Annotated in this window: 24 protein-coding genes and 1 pseudogene; 23 read left to right on the forward strand and 2 right to left on the reverse strand. The window is 62.5% G+C overall.

Annotation, left to right across the window (positions count from 1 at the left end; translation table 11 throughout):
* Window positions 1-19 precede the first annotated feature (19 nt).
* Window positions 20-337: a winged helix-turn-helix transcriptional regulator gene (locus tag NKI29_RS14000; protein WP_245274745.1), complete on the reverse strand. Its 318-nt coding sequence runs from the start codon at window positions 335-337 to the stop codon at window positions 20-22.
* A gap of 192 nt (window positions 338-529) precedes the next feature.
* Here NKI29_RS14000 and NKI29_RS14005 point away from each other — a divergent pair, with 192 nt between their 5' ends.
* From NKI29_RS14005 to ftsH, 18 genes are all read left to right on the forward strand, one after another.
* Window positions 530-1384, forward strand: a complete 855-nt coding sequence (locus NKI29_RS14005) for an SDR family oxidoreductase (protein WP_352796526.1) — start codon at window positions 530-532, stop codon at window positions 1382-1384.
* A 264-nt stretch (window positions 1385-1648) separates the two neighbouring features.
* Window positions 1649-2161, forward strand: coding sequence for a crossover junction endodeoxyribonuclease RuvC (gene ruvC / locus NKI29_RS14010; protein ID WP_352796529.1), 513 nt, complete (start codon window positions 1649-1651; stop codon window positions 2159-2161).
* Window positions 2162-2217: 56 nt separating this feature from the next.
* Window positions 2218-2487, forward strand: a complete 270-nt coding sequence (locus NKI29_RS14015) for an AbrB/MazE/SpoVT family DNA-binding domain-containing protein (protein ID WP_352589970.1) — start codon at window positions 2218-2220, stop codon at window positions 2485-2487.
* On the forward strand, window positions 2465-2887 hold the full coding sequence (locus NKI29_RS14020; protein ID WP_352796531.1) for a type II toxin-antitoxin system VapC family toxin: 423 nt from the start codon (window positions 2465-2467) through the stop codon (window positions 2885-2887). Before NKI29_RS14015 ends, NKI29_RS14020 begins: the two co-directional genes overlap by 23 nt.
* A 13-nt stretch (window positions 2888-2900) precedes the next feature.
* Window positions 2901-3521: a Holliday junction branch migration protein RuvA gene (gene ruvA / locus NKI29_RS14025; RefSeq protein WP_352454898.1), complete on the forward strand. Its 621-nt coding sequence runs from the start codon at window positions 2901-2903 to the stop codon at window positions 3519-3521.
* Window positions 3522-3588: 67 nt separating this feature from the next.
* Entirely contained in the window at window positions 3589-3873 is a 285-nt protein-coding gene (locus tag NKI29_RS14030) for an AbrB/MazE/SpoVT family DNA-binding domain-containing protein (protein WP_352569593.1), read from the forward strand.
* Complete coding sequence (locus NKI29_RS14035; protein ID WP_352569594.1) at window positions 3870-4274, forward strand: type II toxin-antitoxin system VapC family toxin; 405 nt, start codon at window positions 3870-3872, stop codon at window positions 4272-4274. The genes NKI29_RS14030 and NKI29_RS14035 overlap by 4 nt, the downstream gene beginning before the upstream one ends.
* A complete protein-coding gene (gene ruvB / locus NKI29_RS14040) occupies window positions 4271-5311 on the forward strand; it encodes a Holliday junction branch migration DNA helicase RuvB (protein WP_023677999.1) in 1041 nt (346 codons plus the stop codon). Before NKI29_RS14035 ends, ruvB begins: the two co-directional genes overlap by 4 nt.
* A 128-nt stretch (window positions 5312-5439) precedes the next feature.
* Window positions 5440-5910, forward strand: a complete 471-nt coding sequence (gene ybgC / locus NKI29_RS14045; RefSeq protein WP_023677998.1) for a tol-pal system-associated acyl-CoA thioesterase — start codon at window positions 5440-5442, stop codon at window positions 5908-5910.
* 296 nt (window positions 5911-6206) lie between these two features.
* Window positions 6207-6917 (forward strand): protein TolQ, encoded by a 711-nt coding sequence (gene tolQ, locus NKI29_RS14050; RefSeq protein ID WP_023677997.1) that lies wholly within the window; start codon window positions 6207-6209, stop codon window positions 6915-6917.
* A 9-nt stretch (window positions 6918-6926) separates the two neighbouring features.
* Window positions 6927-7385 carry a protein TolR gene (gene tolR, locus NKI29_RS14055; protein ID WP_352569595.1) on the forward strand — a complete coding sequence of 153 codons (459 nt, stop codon included), beginning with the start codon at window positions 6927-6929 and terminating at the stop codon, window positions 7383-7385.
* A gap of 7 nt (window positions 7386-7392) precedes the next feature.
* Window positions 7393-8550, forward strand: coding sequence for a cell envelope integrity protein TolA (tolA, locus tag NKI29_RS14060; RefSeq protein ID WP_352569596.1), 1158 nt, complete (start codon window positions 7393-7395; stop codon window positions 8548-8550).
* Between the two features lie 79 nt (window positions 8551-8629).
* Entirely contained in the window at window positions 8630-9901 is a 1272-nt protein-coding gene (gene tolB / locus NKI29_RS14065; protein ID WP_245274748.1) for a Tol-Pal system beta propeller repeat protein TolB, read from the forward strand.
* A gap of 74 nt (window positions 9902-9975) precedes the next feature.
* Window positions 9976-10353 (forward strand): four helix bundle protein, encoded by a 378-nt coding sequence (locus tag NKI29_RS14070; RefSeq protein WP_023677993.1) that lies wholly within the window; start codon window positions 9976-9978, stop codon window positions 10351-10353.
* Between the two features lie 221 nt (window positions 10354-10574).
* Window positions 10575-11081, forward strand: coding sequence for a peptidoglycan-associated lipoprotein Pal (pal, locus tag NKI29_RS14075; RefSeq protein ID WP_023677992.1), 507 nt, complete (start codon window positions 10575-10577; stop codon window positions 11079-11081).
* 188 nt (window positions 11082-11269) lie between these two features.
* Entirely contained in the window at window positions 11270-12379 is a 1110-nt protein-coding gene (gene ybgF, locus NKI29_RS14080; RefSeq protein WP_352569598.1) for a tol-pal system protein YbgF, read from the forward strand.
* Between the two features lie 57 nt (window positions 12380-12436).
* Entirely contained in the window at window positions 12437-13867 is a 1431-nt protein-coding gene (tilS, locus tag NKI29_RS14085; RefSeq protein WP_352569625.1) for a tRNA lysidine(34) synthetase TilS, read from the forward strand.
* Between the two features lie 106 nt (window positions 13868-13973).
* Window positions 13974-15899 carry an ATP-dependent zinc metalloprotease FtsH gene (ftsH, locus tag NKI29_RS14090; RefSeq protein ID WP_023677989.1) on the forward strand — a complete coding sequence of 642 codons (1926 nt, stop codon included), beginning with the start codon at window positions 13974-13976 and terminating at the stop codon, window positions 15897-15899.
* Between the two features lie 587 nt (window positions 15900-16486).
* Here ftsH and NKI29_RS14095 read toward each other — a convergent pair.
* A pseudogene (locus NKI29_RS14095) lies at window positions 16487-17490 on the reverse strand (hypothetical protein).
* A 535-nt stretch (window positions 17491-18025) separates the two neighbouring features.
* On the opposite strand from NKI29_RS14095, the gene glmM reads away from it, so the two are divergent.
* The 5 genes from glmM (at window position 18026) to serA (ending at window position 24555) form a co-directional block, all read left to right on the forward strand.
* Window positions 18026-19378, forward strand: coding sequence for a phosphoglucosamine mutase (glmM, locus tag NKI29_RS14100; RefSeq protein ID WP_031213285.1), 1353 nt, complete (start codon window positions 18026-18028; stop codon window positions 19376-19378).
* A 225-nt stretch (window positions 19379-19603) separates the two neighbouring features.
* Window positions 19604-20431 carry an outer membrane protein gene (locus NKI29_RS14105; RefSeq protein WP_352796534.1) on the forward strand — a complete coding sequence of 276 codons (828 nt, stop codon included), beginning with the start codon at window positions 19604-19606 and terminating at the stop codon, window positions 20429-20431.
* Window positions 20432-20663: 232 nt separating this feature from the next.
* Window positions 20664-21413 carry an outer membrane protein gene (locus NKI29_RS14110; protein WP_352450819.1) on the forward strand — a complete coding sequence of 250 codons (750 nt, stop codon included), beginning with the start codon at window positions 20664-20666 and terminating at the stop codon, window positions 21411-21413.
* 182 nt (window positions 21414-21595) lie between these two features.
* Window positions 21596-22771, forward strand: coding sequence for a phosphoserine transaminase (locus NKI29_RS14115; RefSeq protein WP_352589938.1), 1176 nt, complete (start codon window positions 21596-21598; stop codon window positions 22769-22771).
* 185 nt (window positions 22772-22956) lie between these two features.
* On the forward strand, window positions 22957-24555 hold the full coding sequence (gene serA, locus NKI29_RS14120) for a phosphoglycerate dehydrogenase (RefSeq protein WP_352465712.1): 1599 nt from the start codon (window positions 22957-22959) through the stop codon (window positions 24553-24555).
* The last annotated feature ends 50 nt before the right edge of the window (window positions 24556-24605 follow it).

A 24605-nucleotide genomic window follows, 5' to 3' on the forward strand; every position in this document is an offset into this window, starting at 1 on the left:
ACTCCGGCGGCCATCTAGACTAACCGCGAAGGGATGGGCTCGCGATCATCAGGCGGGGAGAATCACGCAGCAGCAGGCGCGATCCGACCTCCACGATAGACCTGATCGCTGGGAGCAGCTCCTGCCCCAATGACGTCAGCTCATACTCCACGGTCGGCGGCGATGTCGGCATCACGTGGCGTGCGAGGACGCCACGCTCCTCGAGATCGCGCAACCTGCCGGTCAGCACCTTCGCCGAAATGGCTGGGATATCGCGGCGCAATTCGGAGAACCGGCGCGGGCCGTCGCTCAAGGACCAGAGCACCTCGGGTGTCCAGCACCCGCCAAGCAGCGCCATGCACCTCGACATGGGGCAGCCGGGAAGCGCCTTCACCTTCGTTCGCATCCTGAGGACCATCGCGCATCTTCCATGAGAGTTTCCAGTTGGTTACCGGAAAATGATGGTAACTACAAGATACGTGGTTTCCGACGGTAACGAGAGCCGCTATCTGAGGCTCTCAATCCATCCAACCACGAAATGGACAGAACGATGTACGCAATAACTGGAGCAACAGGACAGCTTGGCCGTCTCGTGATCGACGCACTGCTGAAGACAGTTCCGGCCAGCCGGATCGTTGCGGCGGTTCGTGATCCGGCAAAGGCCAGCGATCTTGTCCAACGCGGCGTAGTCGTGCGGGAGGCGGACTATAATCGTCCCGACACGCTCCCGATGGCGCTGGCCGGCGTCGATAGACTGCTGCTGATTTCCTCGACCGAAGTCAGCGGCCGCTTGCCGCAGCATCGGTCAGTGGTCAAGGCCGCCCAACGGGTGGGGGTTTCGCTGATCGCTTACACAAGCATGCTGCATGCGGACACGTCTCCCGCGAGGCTCGCGGTCGAACATCGGCAGACGGAGGAGGTCATCGCGGCCTCCGGCCTACCCGCCGTCATCCTGCGCAACGGCTGGTATACCGAGAACCATCTGATGGCGCTCCCGGCGGCTCTGGAGCACGGCGCCTTCATCGGCGCCGCAAATGAGGGGCGCTTCTCGTCCGCGGCGCGGCAGGATTATGCCGAGGCCGCGGCCGTGGTGCTGACGAGCGAGGATCAAGCAGGGAGGACTTACGAGCTCGCCGCGGACCAAGCCTTCACGCTCGCCGAGCTTGCGGCGAAGGTCTCGCGGCAATCGGGCAAGGCGATCGCCTACAACGATCTTGCCGGGGCGGCCTATGAGGGTGTGTTGACAGGCGCCGGGCTGCCCGCCGATCTCGCCGCTATCCTGGCCGATGCCGACATTGCAGCCTCACGCGGAGCGTTGTTCGATGACGGCGGCGCCATGAGCCGGCTGATCGGTCGACCGACAACGCCACTGGAGAGCGTCGTTGCGGCAGCATTGCGCGGTTGAAACCGAGATGGCGGTCACATCCGCCAAAGGATCAGAGGACCGTCTGTCGCTCGCGCCAACAGTTATTCAAACGACTAGACTAGCGCAGCCTTCTGCGCTTCCGGTGCTCGCGTACTTATGTACGCTCCGCTCCGGTTCTCGAAAACCACGCTATCTGTCTCGCCAGAGCGAATTCTCAAACATTCTCTAAACCAGACTCGGTTGCTGTTTCTGGTTTGTTCACATTTCGCTGGCATCGCTGCTCGCCGGGGTTAAAGTTGACGGATGGGGGAAGCGATTCGCATCATCGGCATCGATCCAGGGCTGAGGCGCACCGGCTGGGGCATAGTCGACAGCCTCGGCAATTCGCTGCGCTTCGTCGCTTCCGGCACGGTGCGGTCCGACGACAAGGCCGCGCTGGCGGTGCGTCTTTGCCAGTTGCATGACGGGCTCGCCGAGATCCTGCATGCCGCGATGCCGCACGAGGCGGCGGTCGAGCAAACTTTCGTCAACAAGGACGCGGCGGCGACGCTGAAACTCGGCCAGGCACGCGGCATCGCCATGCTGGTGCCGGCGCGTGCCGGCCTTGTCGTTGCCGAATATGCGCCAAACGCCGTCAAAAAGGCGGTGATCGGCGTCGGCCATGGCGACAAGAAACAGATCCACATGATGGTCAAGGTGCTGATGCCGAAGGCGACTTTCGACACCGACGACGCCGCCGATGCGCTGGCCATCGCCATCTGTCACGCGCATCACCGGCAGAGCATCGCCTACAGGATGGCGGCGCTGGCCGGATAAGTATGTTCTTGACTTGTTCTCCAGTGGGCAATAAGTAATACCAACGAGGTATTACCATGCGCGTTACCACCAAGGGCCAAGTGACCATCCCGAAGGAAATACGGGATCATCTCGGTATCGGCCCGGGCTCGGAGGTGGAGTTCGTCCCCACCGAGGACGGCGCTCGTGTCATAGCCGTCGACGAAAACATGTCGGAGGAGGAAGCCTCGCGCAGATTCAGCCAGATGCTCGATCGTATGGCCGGTACGCTGGATCTGGGAGGCTTGACGGCGGATGAATATGTGGAATGGCTGAGGGGCCCACGTGAAGATCTCGACATTGATTGACACAAATGTCTTGATCGACGTTTGGGGTCCTGCCGGACGGGAGACGAAATGGTCGGCATCCGCGATTACCGCATGCCGGCGCGACGGCGCACTCGTAATCAATGCAATCGTCTGGTCCGAGCTCGCGCCGTTGATTGCGACCGAACAGGCTCTTCGTCAAGCAGCCGACATGCTCAAGATGGATCGCGAATTTCTGCCGTGGGAAGCAGCCTTCCTCGCTGGTGTCACGCACTCGCGCTATCGCCGCTCCGGCGGCCTGCGCCAACGAACGCTGCCGGATTTCTTTATTGGAGCCCATGCGGTTGTCGCTGGGCATCGCCTGCTGACGCGCAATGCTGCGCGCTATCGCGGCTATTTCCCGGACCTCGATATCATCTCTCCGGAAACCCACCCGGCATGATCGGCACGCTCAAATGATCGGCAAGCTAAAAGGCACGCTGGATGAGATCGACGAGGATTTCTGCATCGTCGACGTGCATGGCGTCGGCTATGTCGCCTACTGCTCGGCGCGCACGCTGGCGGCATTGCCGCGGCCGGGCGAGGCGGTCGTGCTGTTCATCGAGACCTATGTGCGCGAGGACATGCTGCGGCTCTATGGGTTCCAGTCGGTGCTGGAGCGCGAATGGTTCCGGCTGTTGATGAACAATGTGCAAGGCGTCGGCGCCAAGGTGGCGCTGGCCATCCTGTCGACGCTGGCGCCGACCGATCTCGCCAATGCGATTGCGTTGCGCGATATCGCCATGGTCAGCCGTGCGCCGGGCGTCGGCAAGAAGGTGGCGGAGCGCATCGTCACCGAATTGAAGAACAAGGCGCCGGCCTATGCGGGCACTGCCTCCGGCACTATCGGCCTGAAGCAGGAGCTCGGCGAGGGCGTCGCCTCGGCGCCGATTACCGACGCCGTCTCGGCGCTGGTCAATCTCGGCTATTCGCGCGACACCGCCGCCAATGCGGTGGCGGCGGCGCTGAAGACGGCAGGCGAAGAGGCGGACGCGTCGAAGCTGATCCGCTTCGGGCTGAAGGAGCTGGCACGCTGAGACGTTGCTGGAAAGTGAAATTCCAACTACTATCTGGTCGGTAAGAATTTTTTGCAGGAGTAAGAATATGGGCGCATATGCCAGTCTGACCTCCAAGGGACAGCTCACGATTCCAAAGGACGTCCGCGACGCCTTGTCGCTCAAGACGGGCGACACGATCGCCTGGACGGTGATGGATGGCTATTTGGTCGGGACGCCGCGCAATCTCGACTTCGCCGACCTAGCCGGATTTCTCGGCGATCCACCCGGCGGTCCCGCTTCCCTGGAAGAGATCGATGCGGCTGTGAGGGAGGCCGTAGGCCAGCACGTTGTTGGTGACAAGCCACAGGGCGGAAAAGAGGGCGACGCGTGACGTCGATAGGTATCGATACCAACGTTCTGCTTCGAATGGTGCTGAACGATGATGCCGAGCAACAGGCCAAGTCTCTCGCCTTCGGTAAGAGCCTCAGCGGCGACAAGCTCGGCTTTGTGAGTTTGATTGTGCTGGTGGAATTCAGTTGGTCACTGCTTTCGCGTTACCGGCAGCCAAAGGAGCAAATACTGGCCGCGATCCAGAGATTGCTCAAGATCAAGACGCTGGTGTTTGAGGATTTCGATGCCATCGTGATCGCGCTCGAACGATCGAATTCGAGCCAGGTCGACTTTGCTGATGCGCTGATAGCCGAGCACAATCGAAATTTCGGTTGCTCGCATACGGTCACGTTCGACCAGCGGGCTGCAAGGTCCATTGCCGGTATGGAACTGCTCGCATGAGCCTTTCGCCACGGCTCATTGCTCCCGACAGACGCGGCGAGGACGCCGAGCAGACCTTGCGGCCGCAGACGCTCGGCGACTTCGTCGGCCAGGCGGCGGTGCGGGCCAATCTCAAAGTGTTCATCGAGGCCGCCAAGGGCCGCAGCGAAGCGCTCGACCATGTGCTGTTCGTCGGCCCGCCCGGCCTCGGCAAGACGACGCTGGCGCAGATCATGGCGCGCGAGCTCGGCGTGAATTTCCGCTCGACCTCGGGTCCGGTCATCGCCAAGGCCGGCGATCTCGCGGCGCTGCTCACCAACCTCGAAGACCGTGACGTGCTGTTCATCGATGAGATCCACCGGCTCAACCCGGCGGTCGAGGAAATCCTCTATCCGGCGATGGAGGATTTCCAGCTCGACCTGATCATCGGCGAGGGGCCGGCGGCGCGCTCGGTCAAGATCGACCTGGCCCGCTTCACGCTTGTCGCCGCCACCACCCGGCTCGGCCTTTTGACCAACCCGCTGCGCGACCGGTTCGGCATTCCGGTGCGGCTCAATTTTTACTCGGTCGAGGAACTCGAGCAGATCGTGCGGCGTGGCGCCCGCATCCTTGCCATGCCGCTCGGCGACGACGGTGCCTTGGAGATCGCCCGGCGGGCGCGCGGCACGCCGCGCATCGCCGGCCGGCTGTTGCGCCGGGTGCGCGACTTCGCCAGCGTTGCCGGCGACGGTCATGTCGACCGCAAGGTCGCCGACGAGGCGCTGACGCGGCTGGAGGTCGACGGGCTCGGCCTCGACGCGCTCGACCGCCGTTATCTGTCGATGATCGCCCGGAATTTCGGCGGCGGGCCGGTCGGCATCGAGACCATCGCTGCCGGGCTTTCCGAGCCACGCGATGCCATCGAGGACATCATCGAACCCTTTCTGATCCAGCAAGGCTTCATCATGCGTACCCCGCGCGGCCGCGTGCTGGCGGCCAATGCCTGGCGGCATCTCGGCCTCGACGCGCCAAAGGACCTGGCGCAGCAGCAGATCAGCCTGTTCCAGGAAGAACCGTAAGTTCCGCTGCTTATGGCTTCGGTGCTGGCAGTTCCCCGGCCCAGCCCTCCAGGTCTTGATCATCGCCGGTCTATGCGCAAAACAGGTGTTGCTTGAAACAGGGCCTGTCGGGCCAAAAGGACAGCGCAATGGACGATCACGGTGAATCGGCATTGTCCGCCGGACTTTCCGGCGCGCTGACGGAATTCGGCCATCGACTGATGGCGCGGGTCTATTATGCAGACACCGATTTTTCCGGCGTCGTCTACCACGCGCGCTATCTCGAATTCTTCGAGCGCGGCCGTTCCGACTATCTGCGGCTGGCCGGCGTCCACCACACCGAGCTTGCCGACGGCAAGCATGGCGAGAAAATAGTCTGGGTGGTGCGGCGCATGGAGATCGACTTCCGCGGTTCGGCCCGCATGGACGACATCCTGACCATCGATACGCGCACCGACGAGATTTCCGGCGCCCGCATCGTCATGGCGCAACAGTTGAAGCGCGGCAGCGAAGTGCTGGTCGAGGCGCGTGTCGAAGCGGCGATCGTCGGCGAGAACGGGCGGCCGCGGCGCTTTCCCAAGGACTGGATCGCAGCCTTCATGCCCAGAACGCGCAAATAAAGGTTCAGAGGCGGACGATCCCGGAGCTCCCGGTCCAGGCCAGAATCGCGAGGCGGCCTATCAGGGCGCGGCAATGCGCCGCGCTGTACGTCCTAACCCATCCTTAACCATAACGGTCCATGAAGGGATTGGTTAAGATTGGGAGAATCCAAGCGCCTTCCTTTCACCAATATTTGCCCCGAAAAGGCCGCCAACGGTGCATTTGGGGTTATTCCGCAAGCCTAACGCGAACGGACCACAAGGGATGCCCATGGGCCAGCCGCCAGCCACGCCCGGAAAATCTTTAAGGACGTAACATGGAAAACATCGCTCTCGCCGAACCGGGCGCGCATTTATCGATTTGGGCCTTGTTCATGCAGGCCGGTTGGGTGGTCAAGCTGGTCATGATCGGGCTGCTTGGTGCCTCGATCTGGACCTGGGCGATCATCGTCGACAAGCTCGTCGCCTATGCCCGCATGCGGCTGGCGCTCAACCGCTTCGAACAGGTGTTCTGGTCGGGACAGTCGCTGGAAGAACTTTACCGCACGCTCGCCGACCGCAAGACGACCGGCATGAGCGCGATCTTCGTCGCCGCCATGCGCGAATGGAAGAAAAGCTTCGAGAAGGGCGCGAAATCGCCGCTCGGCCTGCAGACCCGCATCGACAAGGCGATGGATCTGGCGCTGACCCGTGAAATGGAAAAGCTTGAAGGGCGGCTCGGCTTTCTCGCCACCACCGGCTCGGCGGCGCCCTTCATCGGCCTGTTCGGCACGGTTATCGGCATCATGACCTCGTTCCAGGCGATCGCCGCCTCGAAGAACACCAGCCTCTCGGTGGTCGCGCCCGGCATCGCCGAGGCGCTGCTGGCGACGGCCATCGGCCTGCTCGCCGCCATCCCAGCCGTCATCGCCTACAACAAGCTGTCGTCCGACGCGAGCAAGATCGCGGTGCGCATGGAAGGGTTCGCGGATGAGTTCTCCGCCATACTCTCGCGCCAAATCGATGAAAAAGTCGCGCAGAAGGCCTGAGGAACGATCATGGGAATGTCCGTAAGCGCAGGTGGCGGAGGACGCGGCGGGCGCGGCCACAGGCGGCGCGGCCGCCATCACGCCTTGATATCGGAGATCAACGTCACGCCGATGGTCGACGTGATGCTGGTGCTGCTGATCATCTTCATGGTCGCGGCGCCGTTGCTGACGGTCGGCGTGCCGATCGACCTGCCGGATACCCAGGCCAAAGCGATGAACGCCGATACGCAGCCTATAACCGTGTCCATCAACTCGGCCGGTCAGATCTACCTCCAGGAAACCGAGATCCCGATCGAGGAGCTGGTGGCAAAGCTGCAGGCGATCTCGAAGACCGGCTATGAAGAGCGCATTTTCATCAGGGGTGACAAGTCCACCGACTATGGCACTGCCATGAAGGTGATGGCCCGCATCTCGGCTGCTGGCTACAAGAATATCGGCCTGGTTTCACTGCAGGAACAGGATCAGTAGACGCAAGATGAGGACCGGCCTCACCACATCGGTGATCTTGCATACGGTGGCGATCGCCTTCGGGCTGTTCACGTTGTCCTCGCCGCCCGCGATGCCTGCGTCCGATGCGGAATCGGTGTCGGTCGAGATCGTGCCGATGGAAGCGACGGCACAGGTCCTGCAAGGCGACAAGAAGGCTGTAATGCACGACAAGCCGGCGCCGGTACCGACGCAGCGTCCCGACATCGTTCCCGATGCCCAGAAAGTCGGCGATAACAGCGTCGACACCGACAAGCCGCCGACACCTGAGCCCAAGCCCCAGCCAGTCGACATGACGGCGGCTCCGCCACCCGCGCCGACGCCGGTCGAAAAGCCCAAGCCCGAGGACGTGCCGAAGCCGAAGGAAGAGCCGAAGCCTATTCCCGCTACGGAGGTGGCGCCGGTGCCGCAGCCGAAGGAAGAGGTCAAGCCCGAACCTGTCAAGCAGACCGAGCCCAAGCCGACGCCGGCCAAGGAGCCGACGCCCACGCCGCCGCAGGACAAGACTGCCGCGATCGATCCGCAGCCCGAGGTCAAGCCGGATGCCGTCGCCGAGGCGATTGCCAAGCAACCGCCAACCGAGGAGGCGCAGCTTCCGGACTCGGCGCCAGCACCCGAGGCTCGGCCAAAGCCGCAGCCGGCCCAGGCCGAGAGCGCCAAGGCACCGGAGCGCAAGGACGCCGACAAGCCGGTCAAGGAAGCCTCATCCAAGCCGAAATCGGACGACAAGCAATTCAACGCCGACGAGATTTCGGCTTTGCTCGACAAGCGCAAGCCGTCGGGCGGCGGCGCCAAGCGCTCGACCCAGCAGGCATCGCTCGGCGGCGAGAAGGATCAGGGCCAGAAGCTTTCGAAATCGGAGCAGGGGGCATTGGAGGCCCAGCTTGGTGGTTGCTGGACGCTTCCGGCAGGGCTCGAGGGTTCGGAGAATTTCGTCGTCGTGGTCCGGTTTAATCTGGACGCCTCCGGCAAGCTGGATGGCCGGCCGAGCGTTGAAAAGTCGAGCGGAAACCGCCCGTTTGACGAAAGCGCAGTGCGCGCGGTTCAGAAATGCGATGTGGCCGGCCTGCAGGTTCCAGCGGGCAAGCAAGACATCTGGTCCGACGTTCGGGTCACTTTTGACCCCAGGGAGATGCTCGGTCTTTAGGCCCGGCTCCCACAGAATCAGCGAAGAGAAGCGAGAAGACATGAAATCCATCCTCAAGCCGCTCCTGACGATCGCAGCGATGGCGCTGGGTATGACCGTTGCTGTCACCCTGCCGGCGCGGGCGCTCGTTGAGCTCAACGTCAATAAGGGCAATGTCGAGCCGTTGCCGATCGCCATCACGGACTTCCAGGGCGGCGATGCCCTCGGCGCCGAGATTTCCGGCATCGTCAGTGCCGACCTGAAACGCTCCGGCCTGTTCGCGCCGATCGACAAAAGCGCTTTCATTGAAAAGATCTCGAATCCGGATGCCACGCCGCGCTTCGAAGACTGGAAGGTGATCAATGCGCAGGCGCTGGTCACCGGCAGTGTCGGCAAGGAGGCTGACGGCCGCATTCGCGCCCAGTACCGGTTGTGGGACACGTTTGCCGGCCAGCAGATGTCGGGCGAGCAGTTCTTCGCCAACGACGCCAATACCAGGCGCGTCGCCCATATCATCGCCGATGCGATCTACGAGCGGCTGACCGGCGAGAAGGGCTATTTCGACACGCGCGTTGTCTTCATCGACGAGTCCGGTGCCAAGAATGCGCGCAAGAAGCGGCTTGCCATCATGGACCAGGACGGCGCCAACGTCCGCTATCTCTCGAACGGCAAATCGATCGTGCTGACGCCGCGCTTCTCGCCGAACCGGCAGGAAATCACCTACATGTCCTATGAAAGCGGTCAGCCGCGGGTGTACCTGCTGCAGATCGAGACGGGGCAGCGCGAGCTGGTCGGCAATTTCCCCGGCATGACGTTTGCGCCGCGCTTTTCGCCCGACGGCCAGAAGGTGATCATGAGCCTGCTGCGCGATGACGGCAATTCCAACATCTTCGCCATGGATCTGAGAAGCCGCTCGACGACCAGGCTCACCAACTCGACCGCCATCGACACCTCACCGTCCTACTCGCCTGACGGCAGCAAGGTGGTGTTCACCTCGGATCGCGGCGGCCGCGCGCAGATCTATGTGATGGGCGCCGACGGCTCGGGCCAGACCCGCATCTCGTTCGGCGACGGCGTCTATTCGACGCCGGTGTGGTCGCCGCGCGGCGATCTCATCGCCTTCACCAAGCAGACCGGCGGCGAATTCCAGATCGGCGTCATGCGCACCGACGGTTCGGGTGAGCGCATCCTGTCCACCGGCTTTCAGCAGGAAGGGCCGACCTGGGCGCCCAACGGCCGGGTGCTGATGTTCTTCCGCGATTCCAATGGCGGACCAAAACTTGTTTCGGTCGATCTCACCGGCCGCAACGAACAGTCGATCCCGACGGCGAACTTCGCCTCGGATCCGGCCTGGTCGCCGCTGCTGGAGTGATGGAAGAAGAACTGAGGAATTGAAGAACTGACGAACTGACGAGTTGAAGAACTGAAGAGTTGAAGAACTGAAGAATGGAGAAGGCAGGGGTCTACATCGAGCACGCGAGGGATTTAGAAGTCTATAAGCGTGCCTATGCGGTTTCCCTTGGGGTACACAGAGCCACGCTTGCTTTTCCGAAAATGGAGCAATACGCGCTCGCCGATCAACTACGTCGTTCCAGCAAGGCGATCTGCGCCAATTTGGCCGAAGGCTTTGCCAAACAGACTCACTCCAAGCCCGAATTCGCACGCTTCATTTCGATGGCCATAGGATCATGCAGTGAGGTGGAGACCTGGATTTCGTATGCGTTCGACCTCGAGTACATCACACAGGCGCAACGCGACGATTGGTTGCAATCCTATGCCCGCATCTACGGAATGCTGGTCAATCTCAGAGAGAAGCTGAGGTGATCTCTTTCCTCAATTCCTCAGTTCTTCAGTTCCTCAATTCCCTCTTTTTCATGTTTTGGCCGCATTTCCGCCTACGGTCCGCGCTCATTGTCGCCCCTCGGCAGAACGGTTGCGGACGGCAGCCGAAACCAAATTTTAACCGTGTTTCTTGAGCGCCGGTTAACCCAAACGTGGTTACTGGACGATCAATGAAATCACTCGAATTGCGAAGGAGAGGCGGCATGGGCCGTATCGCAGCACTTACCACAAACCCGGTCATGATCGCGCTGGTCGCTATGCTCGCGATCACCGGTTGCGCCTCGAAGAAGACGCCGAACAGCGCCGCCGATCTCGGCCTCAACGGCGCCGGCGCGGCAACGCCCGGGTCGGCCCAGGACTTTACCGTCAACATCGGCGACCGCATCTTCTTCGATACCGATTCGTCCTCGATCCGCGCCGATGCGCAGACGACGCTGTCGCGCCAGGCGCAGTGGCTGAACCAGTACAAGCAGTATGCCATCGTCATCGAAGGCCATGCCGACGAGCGCGGCACGCGCGAATACAATCTGGCGCTCGGCGCCCGCCGTGCTGCCGCCACACGCGACTTCCTGGTCGCCAAGGGTGTTTCGGCGCAGCGCCTGAAGACCATTTCCTACGGCAAGGAGCGTCCGGTCGCGGTTTGCGACGACATCTCCTGCTGGTCGCAGAACCGCCGCGCCGTAACCACCCTGGGCGGCGCCGGTTCTTGATCGGCATAAATGCAACACTTGGTGCGAAAGGCGGCCAAAAGGCCGCCTTTTTCATATCTGCTCGCTCCAAACAAAATTTGGCCGAAGTCTCACGTCCTGTTAAGAGCCGAGAGCGTCTGGCTAGTCCCCAGTTGACTGGTCTACTTCGAATGAGAGGCGCGCAACAATGGTTTCACGGCGAGAGGCACATGCATTTCAGATCGGTCTTGAGCGGTACGCTTGCGCTGCTGCTCGTATCAAGTATCGCGGCACTTGCTGACGGGGCAAACGGCACCGGGCAGTCATCGGAAAGCGGTTTTTCCTTCCACCTGCCGACGATCAAACTGCCCGGCATTTTCGGCGAAAAGAAAAAGCCGGATCAGGTTCAATTCGCGCAACAGGATGGCACCGGCACTCCGGCGCTGGAGGAACAGCTCCGGCAGATGAATGGCAAGATCGAGGAACTCAATTTCCAGGTCCTGCAGATGCAGGAGCAGATCCGCAAGCAGCAGGAAGACAACGAATTCCGCTTCCAGCAGTTGGAAGGCGGTCCGCAAGGCGCGCAGCAGCCGGCCGAGCAGAAGAAGTCCGAGGCGGCGCCTAGCAGCGACAGCCCCAACGGCGACAGTAACGTGGCGGAGGCGCCGGGGACGCCGGCTCCGGCCGATGCGGGCAAGGCGGCAGACGGCGACAAGAGCGTCGAGGACGTCATCGTCGAATCGCCCAACGGCGATCCCGGCAAGCTGATCCCCGGCGCGCCGCCCAAGACGTTCGGCACCATCACCGTCGACAAAAACGGCAATGTCGTCGAAGCCGACGGCAATGCGCAAGCGAATGCGCCGCAGCAGAATACGGCCCCAGCCAACGGCGCCAGCGCAGCCGGCAACAAGGCCGGTAAATCCGATGATACGGTGGTCGCGGCACTCCCGTCGACCAACGATCCGGAGGAGCTTTACCGCAATTCTTACCAGTTCATCCTGTCGGGCGACTACAGCACCGCCGAACAGGGTTTCCGCGACCATATCGCCCGTTTTCCCAGAGACGCCAAGGCGGCGGACGCGCATTACTGGCTCGGTGAATCGCTGCTCGGCCAGCAGAAATACCGCGATGCGGCCGAGATTTTCCTCGCTGCCAGCAAGGACTATCCCAAGGCCAAGAAGGCGCCCGACATGCTGCTGAAACTCGGCGTTTCACTGGTCGGGCTGAAGCAGCGCGACGTGGCCTGTGCCACTTTCAGCGAGATCGGCAAGCGCTACCCCGATATTTCCGGCGCGCTCAAGGAGCGGGTCAAGCAGGAAAGGGCGCTCGCGGCGTGCTAGTTTTTCCTTTGCATGTCGTTGCCCCAAAACCGGGCCCACTTTTGGGCGACATGCATGATGCTCGACACCGAGCCTGACCTTCCGGATTTTTCGCGGATCGACTTTTCCAACGGCGCTGTTGCGGCCGTGTCCGGCGGCAGCGACTCGACCGCCCTTCTCCTCCTCCTCAAAGCCCATCTCGACCGTAACGCCCCGGCAACGAAATTGCTGGCGGTAACGATCGATCATCAATTGCGGCCGCAAGCGGCAGCGGAAGCGCAAGCCGTGGCCAGGCTGTGCGCGGCGCGCGGCATTGCCCATCGCGTCCTCGCCTGGTCGGGGCACAAACCATCGACCGGCCTGCCTGCCGCCGCGCGCGAAGCCCGATACCGGCTGCTCGCCGAGGCCGCCGAAGCGGCAGGCATCGGCCTGATCCTGACCGGCCACACCGCCGACGACCAGGCCGAGACCGTGCTGATGCGGCAAGCACGTGACGACGGGCCAGGTGAGGAGAGGCCGCGCGACGAAGGGCGGGGCCTTGCCGGCATGGCGCCGGCAACCCTCTACGATTGGCGGCACTGGATCGTGCGGCCGCTGCTCGGCGTGCGGCGTGCTGAGCTGCGCGAATTGCTGCAACGCGAACAGGTCGCCTGGATCGAAGATCCGACCAATGCCGACACTGCTTTCGAGCGGCCGCGCGTCCGCGCAGCACTTGTTGAAGGCGACGATGCGCCTCGCATGGCTGAAGCTATGGCGCTGGCCAGAAAGGCGGCGGCCGAGCGTGAGCAGCTGGGCAATCGCGCGGCCATGCTGATCCGCAGCTTGGCCTCCAGGCCGGCCGCCGGCCTCGTCCGCCTCGATCGGGATTTTGCGACGGCCGCCGACAGCCGGACGGCCATTTATGCGCTGCGCATCCTGCTGGCGGCGACCGGCGGCACCGCCTTCCTTCCCGACCAGGCCCGCAGCGAAGCCCTTTTCGGCCGGTTCCGCACCGGGCCGCTTTGTGCCACATTGTCGCGGACCGTGATCGATGCCCGGCGTACCGGCATCTTTCTGCACCGCGAATTGCGGGATCTGCCGCCCGCTGTTGCGGTTTCCGACAATGCCCTGTGGGACGGCCGCAGACGGATCACATTGGGCGACAGTTCAGGTGCATTGTTGATCGCGCCGCCGTTGGTGGCACCGCTCGGGGCGGCTCTTGCCGCAAAGCGGGCAATTGAAGGGCATGGCACGCCGGCAAGCCTTGTATGTGCCGCCCTGGCCGCCGAGCCGGCGCTCTGGCGGGACGGCGAATGCCTTGGTTTGCTCGGGGAAGGCCCGGGTTTGCCCGGGGAAGGCCCGATGCCGGCGGCTGTCGCCGCATATCCGGCAGTCGCGCCCTTCGCCCGTTTCCTGCCGTCCTTCGATCTGGCGCCGGCCGATGCCGTCGCCGCGTTGCTTGGCGCGGCGCCCGTTCCAGCCGTGCCATTCGGCGGCCACAGTGCCGGCCTACCACGGGCGAAAGCTTAACCGAGACCTGCTGTTATGCTTGGCAAGGGGGAACGCTCTCCCTATGTTAGGGCCAAGTTTCCTCTCACGACGCGTGTCCGCCCAGCGGGCGCCAACGGGACAATTGATGAATCCGAATTATCGCAACCTCGCGCTCTGGGCGATCATAGCGGTCCTGCTCATCGCGCTCTTCAATCTTTTCCAGACGCCGCAGACGCGTGGAGCCTCGAGCGATGTTCCCTATTCGCAGTTCCTGCAGGAAGTCGCGGCGGGACGGATCAAGTCGGTGACCATCGCCGGCGCCCGTATCTCCGGCAATTACACGGACAGTTCCAACGGCTTCCAGACCTATTCGCCTGGGGACCCGTCGCTGGTTTCGCGCCTGCAGGACAAGAACGTCACCATCAATGCGCGTCCTGAATCCGACGGCTCCAATTCGCTGTTCGGCACCCTGATCTCCTGGCTGCCGATGATCCTCATCCTCGGCGTCTGGATATTCTTCATGCGCCAGATGCAGTCCGGTTCCGGCCGCGCCATGGGCTTCGGCAAGTCGAAGGCCAAGCTTTTGACCGAAGCACATGGCCGCGTCACCTTCCAGGACGTCGCCGGCGTCGACGAAGCCAAGGAAGATCTGGAAGAGATCGTCGAGTTCCTGCGCGACCCGCAGAAATTCCAGCGGCTCGGCGGCAAGATCCCGCGCGGCGTGCTGCTCGTCGGTCCTCCCGGAACCGGCAAGACGCTGCTCGCCCGCTCGGTCGCGGGTGAAGCCAACGTGCCGTTCTTCACCATTTCGGGCTCGGACTTCGTCGAGATGTTCGTCGGCGTAGGCGCAAGCCGCGTCCGCGACATGTTCGACCAAGCCAAGAAGAATGCGCCTTGCATCATCTTCATCGACGAAATCGACGCGGTCGGCCGCCATCGCGGCGCCGGCCTCGGCGGCGGCAATGATGAACGCGAGCAGACGCTGAACCAGCTGCTGGTCGAGATGGATGGCTTCGAATCCAACGAAAGCATCATCCTGATCGCCGCCACCAACCGGCCAGACGTGCTCGATCCGGCGCTGCTGAGGCCGGGCCGCTTCGACCGCCAGGTGGTGGTGCCGAACCCCGACATCGTCGGCCGCGAGAAGATCCTGAAAGTGCATGTGCGCAACGTGCCGCTGGCGCCCAATGTCGACCTCAAGGTGATCGCGCGCGGCACGCCGGGCTTTTCCGGCGCCGACCTGATGAACCTGGTCAACGAATCCGCCCTGATGGCGGCGCGGCGCAACAAGCGCCTCGTCACCATGGCCGAATTCGAGGACGCCAAGGACAAGATCATGATGGGCGCCGAGCGCCGCTCGTCGGCGATGACACAGGCCGAGAAGGAGCTGACCGCCTATCACGAGGCCGGTCATGCCATCCTGGCACTCAACGTGCCGTCGGCCGATCCGCTGCACAAGGCGACCATCATCCCGCGCGGCCGGGCACTCGGCATGGTCATGCAGCTGCCGGAAGGCGACCGCTATTCGATGAGCTACAAATACATGATCTCGCGCCTCGCCATCATGATGGGCGGCCGTGTCGCCGAGGAGTTCAAGTTCGGCAAGGAGAACATCACCTCCGGCGCCTCCTCCGATATCGAGCAGGCGACCAAGCTGGCGCGTGCCATGGTGACGCGCTGGGGCTTCTCCGACAAGCTCGGCCATGTCGCCTATGGCGACAACCAGGAGGAGGTGTTCCTCGGCCATTCGGTGGCGCGCACGCAGAATATCTCGGAAGAGACGGCGCAGATCATCGACGCCGAAGTGCGCCGGCTGATCGACGAGGCCTATTCGACGGCAAGGTCCATCCTGACCAAGAAAAAGAAGGAATGGATCGCGCTGGCGCAGGGCCTGCTCGAATACGAGACGCTGTCCGGCGAGGAGATCAAGCAGCTGATCGCCGGCAATAAGCCCGCGCGCGACCTTGGCGACGACACGCCGCCGAGCCGCGGCTCGGCCGTGCCGAAGTCCGGCCGCCGCAAGAAGGGCCCCGAGCCCGAAGGCGGCATGGAACCCCAGCCATCAAGCTAGGCTCCGGCCCAGGACAGATCGACTTCGAAACGCCGCGGCTCTAACCGCGGCGTTTTCTCTTGGGGAATGCGACCCTTCCTGCATCGCTGGAAATTGGCGAAAGTGACGATAACGGCCAATCTCCCCCCTCGTGGGGGAGATGTCCGGCAGGACAGAGAGGGGCGCGAAGGAATGGGGCCTTCTATCGTCCTCGTTGACGACTTCGGGAAGATCGACAAGGCGCGCCGGAGAATGAAGTTCGCATTTTTTGCCGACGGCGCCACATTTTGTTCTTGCTTTGTGCCGGCAGGTATGCTACTAATTTGAGTATGGTGCCAATTGGCGCCGCCGACCCGCCCACGGAGGCGGGTTTTTTTATTTCAGGCTCCTTCGACCCGACGTGGCGCGTGCTGGCGACCATCGATGTCGGCGGGACAGTGCCCTGGACAGTGCCCCTCTGTCCTGCCGGACATCTCCCCCGCACGAGGGGAGATTGCTAGTCTAGAGCGGCGGCCGATGCCGCCTCTTCTGAACGCGCGGCAGCATGCAACAAAAAAGCCCGCGAACCTTGCGGCTCGCGGGCTCATGTCGTCGGATGGTGGCGCCGGTCAGCTCTTCAGCTTGGCGTTGCAGAGGCTGTAGAAGCCGCCGCCTTTCTGGATCCACCTGAGGCCGCCCAGCGTGTTGGCGTCCTTGTTGGCGTAGTAGAGGTCGAGGCAGGTGTGCATGCGGCCCTTGGCCGGGGTCTCGGTTGCATACTTCTTGGAGACCGCCGTCGGGAATTTCACACCCTGGGGGGCGGTGATCGTCGGCGGTTGCGGATCGCCGGTGTACTTGGCGTCGGGAGCCGGCAGGGTGTCGTCGTCGGCTGCGCCGGCGCCGCATTGGCTCTTGCGGAAGTCGTTCCACTTCATGCCATTCAGCGTGTTGCCGGTCTTGGCAGCCTGATATATTTGGCGCTGCAATCCGCCATGCTGAGGCCTTTGCCGGTATCGGTCGCGGCGGCTGTCGTCGCCTTGGCAGGTGCCGCGGCAGGCTGTGCGGCTGCAGTTGCGCCGGCGGCGCATTCACTCTTGCGGAAGTCGTTCCATTTCATGCCGTTGAGCGTGCCGGCAGCCTTGGCGGCCTGGTATTTGGTGCTGCATTCCTTGGCCGTCAGCCCAGGCGCCGCGTCATCGCTGCTGGTCGCCGCTGCTTTGGTCGTGGCGGTGGGTTGTGCGGCTGCCGTCGCGCCGGCGGCGCACTGGGTCTTGCGGAAATCGTTCCACTTCATGCCGTTGAGCGTGCCGGCAGCCTTGGCGGCCTGGTATTTGGTGCTGCACTCCTTCGCCGTCAGGCCCGGCGCCGCATCGTCGGCGGCGGCTGCCTTGGTCGTGTCGGCGGCCTTGGCCGTGGCTTTGGCTGGGGCGGGATCGTTCGTAGCAGCGGTGGCGTCGGTGCCGCATTGGGCCTTGCGGAACTGGTTCCAGTTCTGCCCGCCAAGCGTTCCCGCATCTTTGGCCGCATTATACTTGGTGCTGCACTCGGCCATGGTCAGCGCGTTGGCAGGCGCGGCCAGGAATAAGGTCGCGACGGCAAGACCCGTCAAAGTGGCAAGTCGGTGGATGAGCATGCGTTTTCTCCCTACGGCGGTTCATGATATGTCCCAGTGCAGCAATAGCGCTCAACGGCTGGTTGCGCCAGATGCTAAGTAGCGTAGAGACAAATTTAGAAGTGCATTCTTTTCTTTAAGGTGATGAATTCGTTGCCGGGACTGTCTCCCGGCCAAGTTCGTCCGGGTGCATTGCACGGAGAGCGCGCATATGGCTGGTTCCCAGCGAGGACACTGCGTCGCATGACAGCCAGTCAAATCGGCGGGTGCGGCGGACCTGAGCCTACCGCTGTCTGGAGCAGCACGATGCGGATTCGGGTTCAAGGCCACACTGCCACAGACCAAAGGATCCAGATGAGGTTTGAGTTGACGTTTCTGATGTTGCTGCCGCAACAAGGGCTCGGAACTTGAAAATCAACACACTAGCGTGACGCAAAACACACAAAACAATAATTTTCTAAGGATTGGTCGTCCATAATCATACAATGTGATGACGGGGCTTGGGCCATTTTATGGCATGAGATGCTCGGAAAGAACCATCGGGAAGCTGGCGAACATGGCAGGACATTATTTCGGTACGGACGGCATTCGTGGGCGAGCCAACAAGTTTCCAATGACGGCGGAGGTCGCCATGCGGGTCGGCATGGCCGCCGGCCTCTCCTTCCAGCGCGGCAGCCACCGCCACCGCGTCGTGCTCGGCAAGGATACCAGGCTTTCCGGCTACATGATCGAGAACGCGATGGTATCCGGCCTGTGCGCCGCCGGCATGGATGTCTTCCTGCTCGGCCCGATTCCGACGCCGGCTGTTGCCATGCTGGTGCGCTCGCTGCGCGCCGATATCGGCGTGATGATCTCTGCCTCGCACAACCCCTATTACGACAACGGCATCAAGCTGTTCGGCCCCGATGGCTATAAGCTGTCCGATGAGATCGAGGAGCGTATCGAGGGGATGCTCGACAAGGATATCGAACTGGCGCTCGCCGATTCCGATGGGCTCGGCCGCGCCAAACGCGTCGACGGCGTGCATGACCGCTATATCGAATTCGCCAAGCGCACGCTGCCGCGCTCGATGTCGCTGTCGGGCCTGCGCATCGTCGTCGATTGCGCCAATGGCGCCGCCTACAAGGTGGCGCCCGACGCGCTGTGGGAACTCGGCGCCGAGGTCGTTGCCATCAATGTCGAGCCCAACGGCTTCAACATCAACAAGGAATGCGGCTCGACTCATCCGGCCGGCCTGCAAAAGAAGGTGCACGAGGTGCGCGCCGATATCGGCATTGCGCTCGACGGCGATGCCGACCGCGTCGTCATCGTCGATGAAAACGGCGCGATCGTCGATGGCGACCAGATCATGGCACTGATCGCCGAGTCCTGGCACCAGAGCGGACGGCTGGCCGGCGGCGGCGTCGTCTCGACGGTGATGTCCAATCTCGGCCTCGAACGCTTCCTCGGCGACATGAACCTGCAGTTGCATCGCACCAAGGTCGGTGACCGCTATGTCGTCGAGCACATGCGTGCCCATGGGCTCAATGTCGGCGGCGAACAGTCGGGCCACATCGTGCTGTCCGATTTCTCGACTACCGGCGACGGGCTCGTCTCGGCGCTCCAGGTGCTCGCCTGCATCAAGCGGCATAACCGGCCGGTCAGCGAACTGTCGAAGAAATTCGAGCCGGTGCCGCAGCTTTTGAAGAATGTGCATATTTCCGGCGGCAAGCCGCTGGAGGAGGCGCCGGTCAAGGCGGCGATCGAAGATGCGCGCAATCGCCTCGGCAAGGCCGGGCGCCTGGTCATCCGGCCATCCGGCACGGAGCCGCTCATCCGCGTCATGGCGGAGGGCGACGACCCGCAGCTTGTCGAGTCCGTGGTCAACGACATCGTCGAGGTCATTTCGGAAACGCGCAGCGCCGCCTGATCTCCCTCCAACATGGGTCAAAAGCCCGCCTTGCCGGCGGGCTTTTTATTGGGTCGCGGCCAGCTCCGCCTGCAGCAACGGCCGCCAGATTGCTCGACTTTTAGAGATTCGTGGTTAATCAATACGGTTAAACGCCTTTTAACCTTTCCGATTCATTATCCACAACTGAGGTCAATCACATTTCGGGCGCGTTCGCCGTTCGAGGGTTTCTCAGGGGTGATAAGCATGTTCAACACAGCAAGAATGGCTCTCCTGGCCGCGGTGTTTGCCGGCGCCGGGCCGGCATTCGCCGCCGATTTCGTCGAGCCGCCCGTCGTCGAGGAGGCGCCGCCACCGATCGCCTACGAGCAGCCGGCCGACTTTGGCGGCTGGTATATCCGTGGCGACATCGACTATCACTGGTCGAAGTTTCGCGGCGCCGACTATATCACCTACGGACCGCCTCCCGGAACCGGCACTTTTGACAGCGGCAAGCTGAAGAGTGCTTTCTCGGCCGGTGCCGGCGTTGGCTATCAAATCGACCGGCACTTCCGCGCCGACTTGACCGCGGACTGGATGAGCAAATCCACCTTCCGCGGCTCGACCAGCGGCATCTGCCTTGATGGAGATCCTTGTACTTCGGTCGACACCTCGTCCTATACCGCGCTGCTGCTGCTCGCCAACGCCTATGTCGATATCGGCACATGGCACGGTATCACGCCCTATGTCGGCGCCGGCATCGGCGGCGCCTGGGTTAAGTGGGATACACTCCACAACAGCGATGAAGACGGTGAATTCTTCCACCGCGGCGGCAAGGGCTGGCGTTTTGCCTATGCTGCCATGGTTGGCGCATCCTACTGTTTGACCGATCGCGTCAAACTCGACGTCGGCTACCGCTACAGCCATATAAACGGTGGGAAGATGTTCGACTTCGGCAGCGGCGTCGGCCCCGGCTATGACAATGGCATCAATGTTCATGAGGTGCGCGGCGGCCTGCGCTACCAGTTCGGCAGATCGGACTGCGTTGAACCGGAACCTTATGTTCCGGAACCCGAGCCCGTCTACACCAAGTAGTCGCTTCGAAATCGAGGAATTCGTTGACCGCCCGGCTGATGCCGGGCGGTTTCGTTTGGCTGCCTAAACATGCTGCGGCGCTCTGTAACACCGTCCGGCTCGAGGAGCGAAGGCGGATCAAATCAATTGCTAACGCCTTGTTATCCTTAACCCGCACTTAACCACTATGGTTAACAATGCTGTCTGAAACGGCGCGCGATCGCGAATGCGCCAAGTTCGGGAGCCGAGGACCATGACATTCAAATCGCCTGTAGCACTGGCGCTTGCAGCAGTCGTCCTGGTGCCGCTGACGCCGGCGCTTGGCGCCGATTACGAACCGCCGGTCTATGTCGACCAGGCGCCCGACTATGTACCGGTCGAGGTTGGCTCGGGATGGTATCTGCGTGGCGATGTCTCCTATCTGGTGCAGAAGAGCTTCAAGGATGAGCATTTCGCCTTTACACCCGCGAGCTTCGACGAAAAGGAAGATCCCATCTTCGCCAGCATCGGCTTCGGCTACCATTTCAACGACTATCTGCGCGCCGATCTCAATGTGGGCTATCTTCCCGGCAACAAGATCGACGTCGGCTATAACGACGGAACGACCGTGGCATCGGCGACCCTGAAGAACTATGCCTTCTCAGGCATACTCAATGGCTATGTCGATCTTGGGACCTATGTCGGAATCACACCTTATCTCGGCGCTGGTGTCGGTATCCTGCAGAGCAAGCGTCGCCTGTCGGCGAGCTACTTCACCGACAACGCCGACCCCACCGACGATTTCGTCCTGCGTGACAACAAGACCCAATACTCCTTCGCCTACACGCTGAATGCCGGCCTTGCCTACCAAGTGTCCAAGAACGTCTCAGTCGATCTGGGCTATCAGTATTTTTCCGCGCCAGACGCCGAATATGTGACTGCCGAGAGCCTGACTTCCTTTCCGATCCGCAAAGGAATCAACAATCATCAAGTCAAAGTCGGACTACGCTACGATCTCTGGTAGGCTCGATCGAAGCCGAGGCGTTGACAATGGCGGGTCGTAGGCCCGCCGTTTACGTTTCGTCGCCGGCAATATCCCGGCAGCGACAAAAACTTTCCCCTTGACGCCGAAAGCCTGAACGCATATCGCCGTCCGTGGGCCACCCCTCCCCAACGAGGGGCCACTATCTGGAAGGATAGACCACGATGACGACGCATACGAAGCCCGGATTCCGTCCGGCAAATCCCAATTTTTCCTCAGGTCCCTGTGCAAAACGCCCCGGCTGGTCGGTCGAGGCGCTCAAAAATGCCGCGCTCGGGCGCTCGCACCGTGCCAAGATCGGCAAGACCAAGCTCGAACAAGCGATCGAGCTGACGCGGGAAATCCTCCAGGTTCCGGCGGATTACCGCATCGGCATCGTGCCGGCCTCGGATACCGGCGCGGTCGAAATGGCGCTGTGGTCGCTGCTCGGCGAGCGCGGCGTCGACATGGTGGCCTGGGAGAGCTTCGGCTCCGGCTGGGTCACCGATGTGGTCAAGCAGCTGAGGCTCGCCGATGTGCGCAGGTTAGAGGCTGACTACGGCGCACTGCCCGACCTGACCAAAATCGACTTCGACCGCGACGTGGTCTTCACCTGGAACGGCACGACGTCGGGCGTGCGCGTGCCGAACGGCGACTTCATCCCGGCCACACGCAAGGGCCTGACCATCTGCGACGCCACTTCGGCGGCCTTTGCGCAAAAGCTCGATTTTCAGAAACTCGACGTCGTCACCTTCTCCTGGCAGAAGGTCTTGGGCGGTGAGGGCGCGCACGGAATGCTGATCCTCAGCCCGCGCGCCGTGGAACGCCTGGAAAGCTACAAACCGGCCTGGCCGCTGCCGAAGATCTTCCGTCTCACCTCGGGGGGCAAGCTGATCGAAGGCATCTTCAAGGGCGAGACGATCAACACGCCGTCGATGCTGTGCGTCGAGGACTATCTCGACGCGCTGCGTTGGGCGAAGTCGATCGGCGGCCTCGACGCGCTGGTCACCAGAGCGGATGCCAATGCCGCTGTTCTCGATCGCTTTGTCGGAAAATCTTCCTGGCTCGGCCATCTTGCCGTAGACCCGGCGACGCGTTCGAACACGTCGGTCTGCCTTTCCTTCACCGATCCGGATGTCGCTGCACTCGACGCCGACGGACAGGCTGCATTCGCCAAGGCAATTGTCTCGGTGCTCGACAAGGAAGGCGTCGCCTACGACATCGGCGCCTACCGCGATGCACCGCCCGGCCTGCGCATCTGGTGCGGGGCGACAGTCGAGACCTCCGATCTCGAAGCGCTGCTGCCCTGGCTCGACTGGGCCTTTGCCGCGCAAAAGGCGTCGCTCAAAGCGGCGGCCTGATCCCTCCCCCTTCGAGGGGAGGGTGGCCCGAAGGGCCGGGTGGGGTCGCCTCCACCCGCTCAACGATCCGCCATCCAGAAAGAAAAAGATTTTCGGCCGCGCCCGGCCGCAACGACCCCACCCCGGCGCTTCGCGCCGACCCTCCCCTCAAGGGGGAGGGACGCCAATCGCAAAGGACCAAGCCAATGCCCCGCGTTCTCGTCTCAGACAAACTTTCCACCACCGCCGTGCAGATCTTCAGGGATCGCGGCATCGAGGTCGACTATTTGCCGGATCTCGGCAAGGACAAGGAAAAACTGCTCGAAGTGATCGGCCAGTATGATGGGCTGGCCATCCGCTCGGCGACAAAGGTCACGGAGAAGCTGATCAACGCCGCGACCAGGCTGAAGGTCGTGGGCCGCGCCGGCATCGGCGTCGACAATGTCGACATCCCGGCGGCGAGCCGCAAGGGCATCATCGTGATGAACACGCCCTTCGGCAATTCGATCACCACCGCCGAGCATGCCGTCGCCATGATCTTCGCGCTGGCCCGCCAGATACCGGAGGCCAACGCCTCGACCCACGCCGGCAAATGGGAAAAGAACCGCTTCATGGGTGTCGAGATCACCGGCAAGACGCTGGGCATCATCGGCTGCGGCAATATCGGTTCGATCGTCGCTGCGCGCGGCGTCGGCCTGAAGATGCATGTCATCGCCTTCGATCCATTCCTGTCGGACAGCCGCGCCGAGGAGCTCGGCGTCGAAAAGGTCGAGCTCGACGAGCTGTTCGCCCGCGCCGACTTCATCACGCTGCACACGCCGCTTACCGACAAGACGCGCAACATCATCGACACCGCGGCGATCGCGAAGATGAAGACCGGCGTGCGTATCATCAACTGCGCCCGTGGCGGGCTGATCGTCGAGGCCGACCTGATCGCGGCGCTGAAGAGCGGCAAGGTGGCCGGCGCCGGCATCGACGTGTTCGAGGTCGAACCGGCGGACAACAACGCACTGTTCGGCATGGAGAATGTCGTGGCGACGCCGCATCTCGGCGCGTCGACCACCGAAGCGCAGGAGAATGTCGCCCTGCATGTCGCCGAGCAGATGTCCGACTATTTGATCAAGGGCGCCGTTTCCAACGCCATCAACATGCCGTCGATCACCGCCGAAGAGGCGCCGCGGCTGAAACCTTTCGTCAAGCTTGCCGAAGTGCTCGGCGCCTTTGTCGGACAGGTCACCGAGGATCCGATCAAGGAGGTCGAGATACTGTTCGACGGCTCGACCGCGACGATGAACACGCGCGCGCTGATCAGTGCCACCCTTGCCGGGTTGATCCGGCCGCAGGTCTCCGACGTCAACATGGTGTCGGCGCCGATCATGGTGAAGGAGCGCGGCATCATCGTCGCCGAGGTCAAGCGTGACAAGTCGGGCGTGTTCGACGGCTATATCAAGCTGACGGTCAAGACCGAGCACAGGACGCGCTCGATCGCCGGCACCTGTTTCTCGGACGGCAAGCCGCGCTTCATCCAGATCAAGGGCATCAATCTCGACGCAGAGGTCGGCCAGCACATGCTCTACACGACCAATGCCGACGCGCCCGGCATCATCGGTCTGCTCGGCACGGTGTGCGGCGAGAACGGCGTCAACATCGCCAACTTCCAGCTCGGCCGCAACCGGCCGGGCGGCGATGCCATCGCATTGCTCTATCTCGATGCGCCGTTCCCGGAAAACGTGTTGGCGCAGGTGCGCTCGCACAAGTCGATCGACTCCGCCAAGCGGCTGCATTTCGATGTGGGGATAGCCTGAAATTCGATCGCCCCGTGTGCAGCAGCACGCGGGGCGGTGGAACGTCGCGG

The sequence above is a fragment of the Mesorhizobium sp. M0678 genome, from assembly GCF_040320505.1.
In the GTDB taxonomy this organism is placed as follows: domain Bacteria; phylum Pseudomonadota; class Alphaproteobacteria; order Rhizobiales; family Rhizobiaceae; genus Mesorhizobium.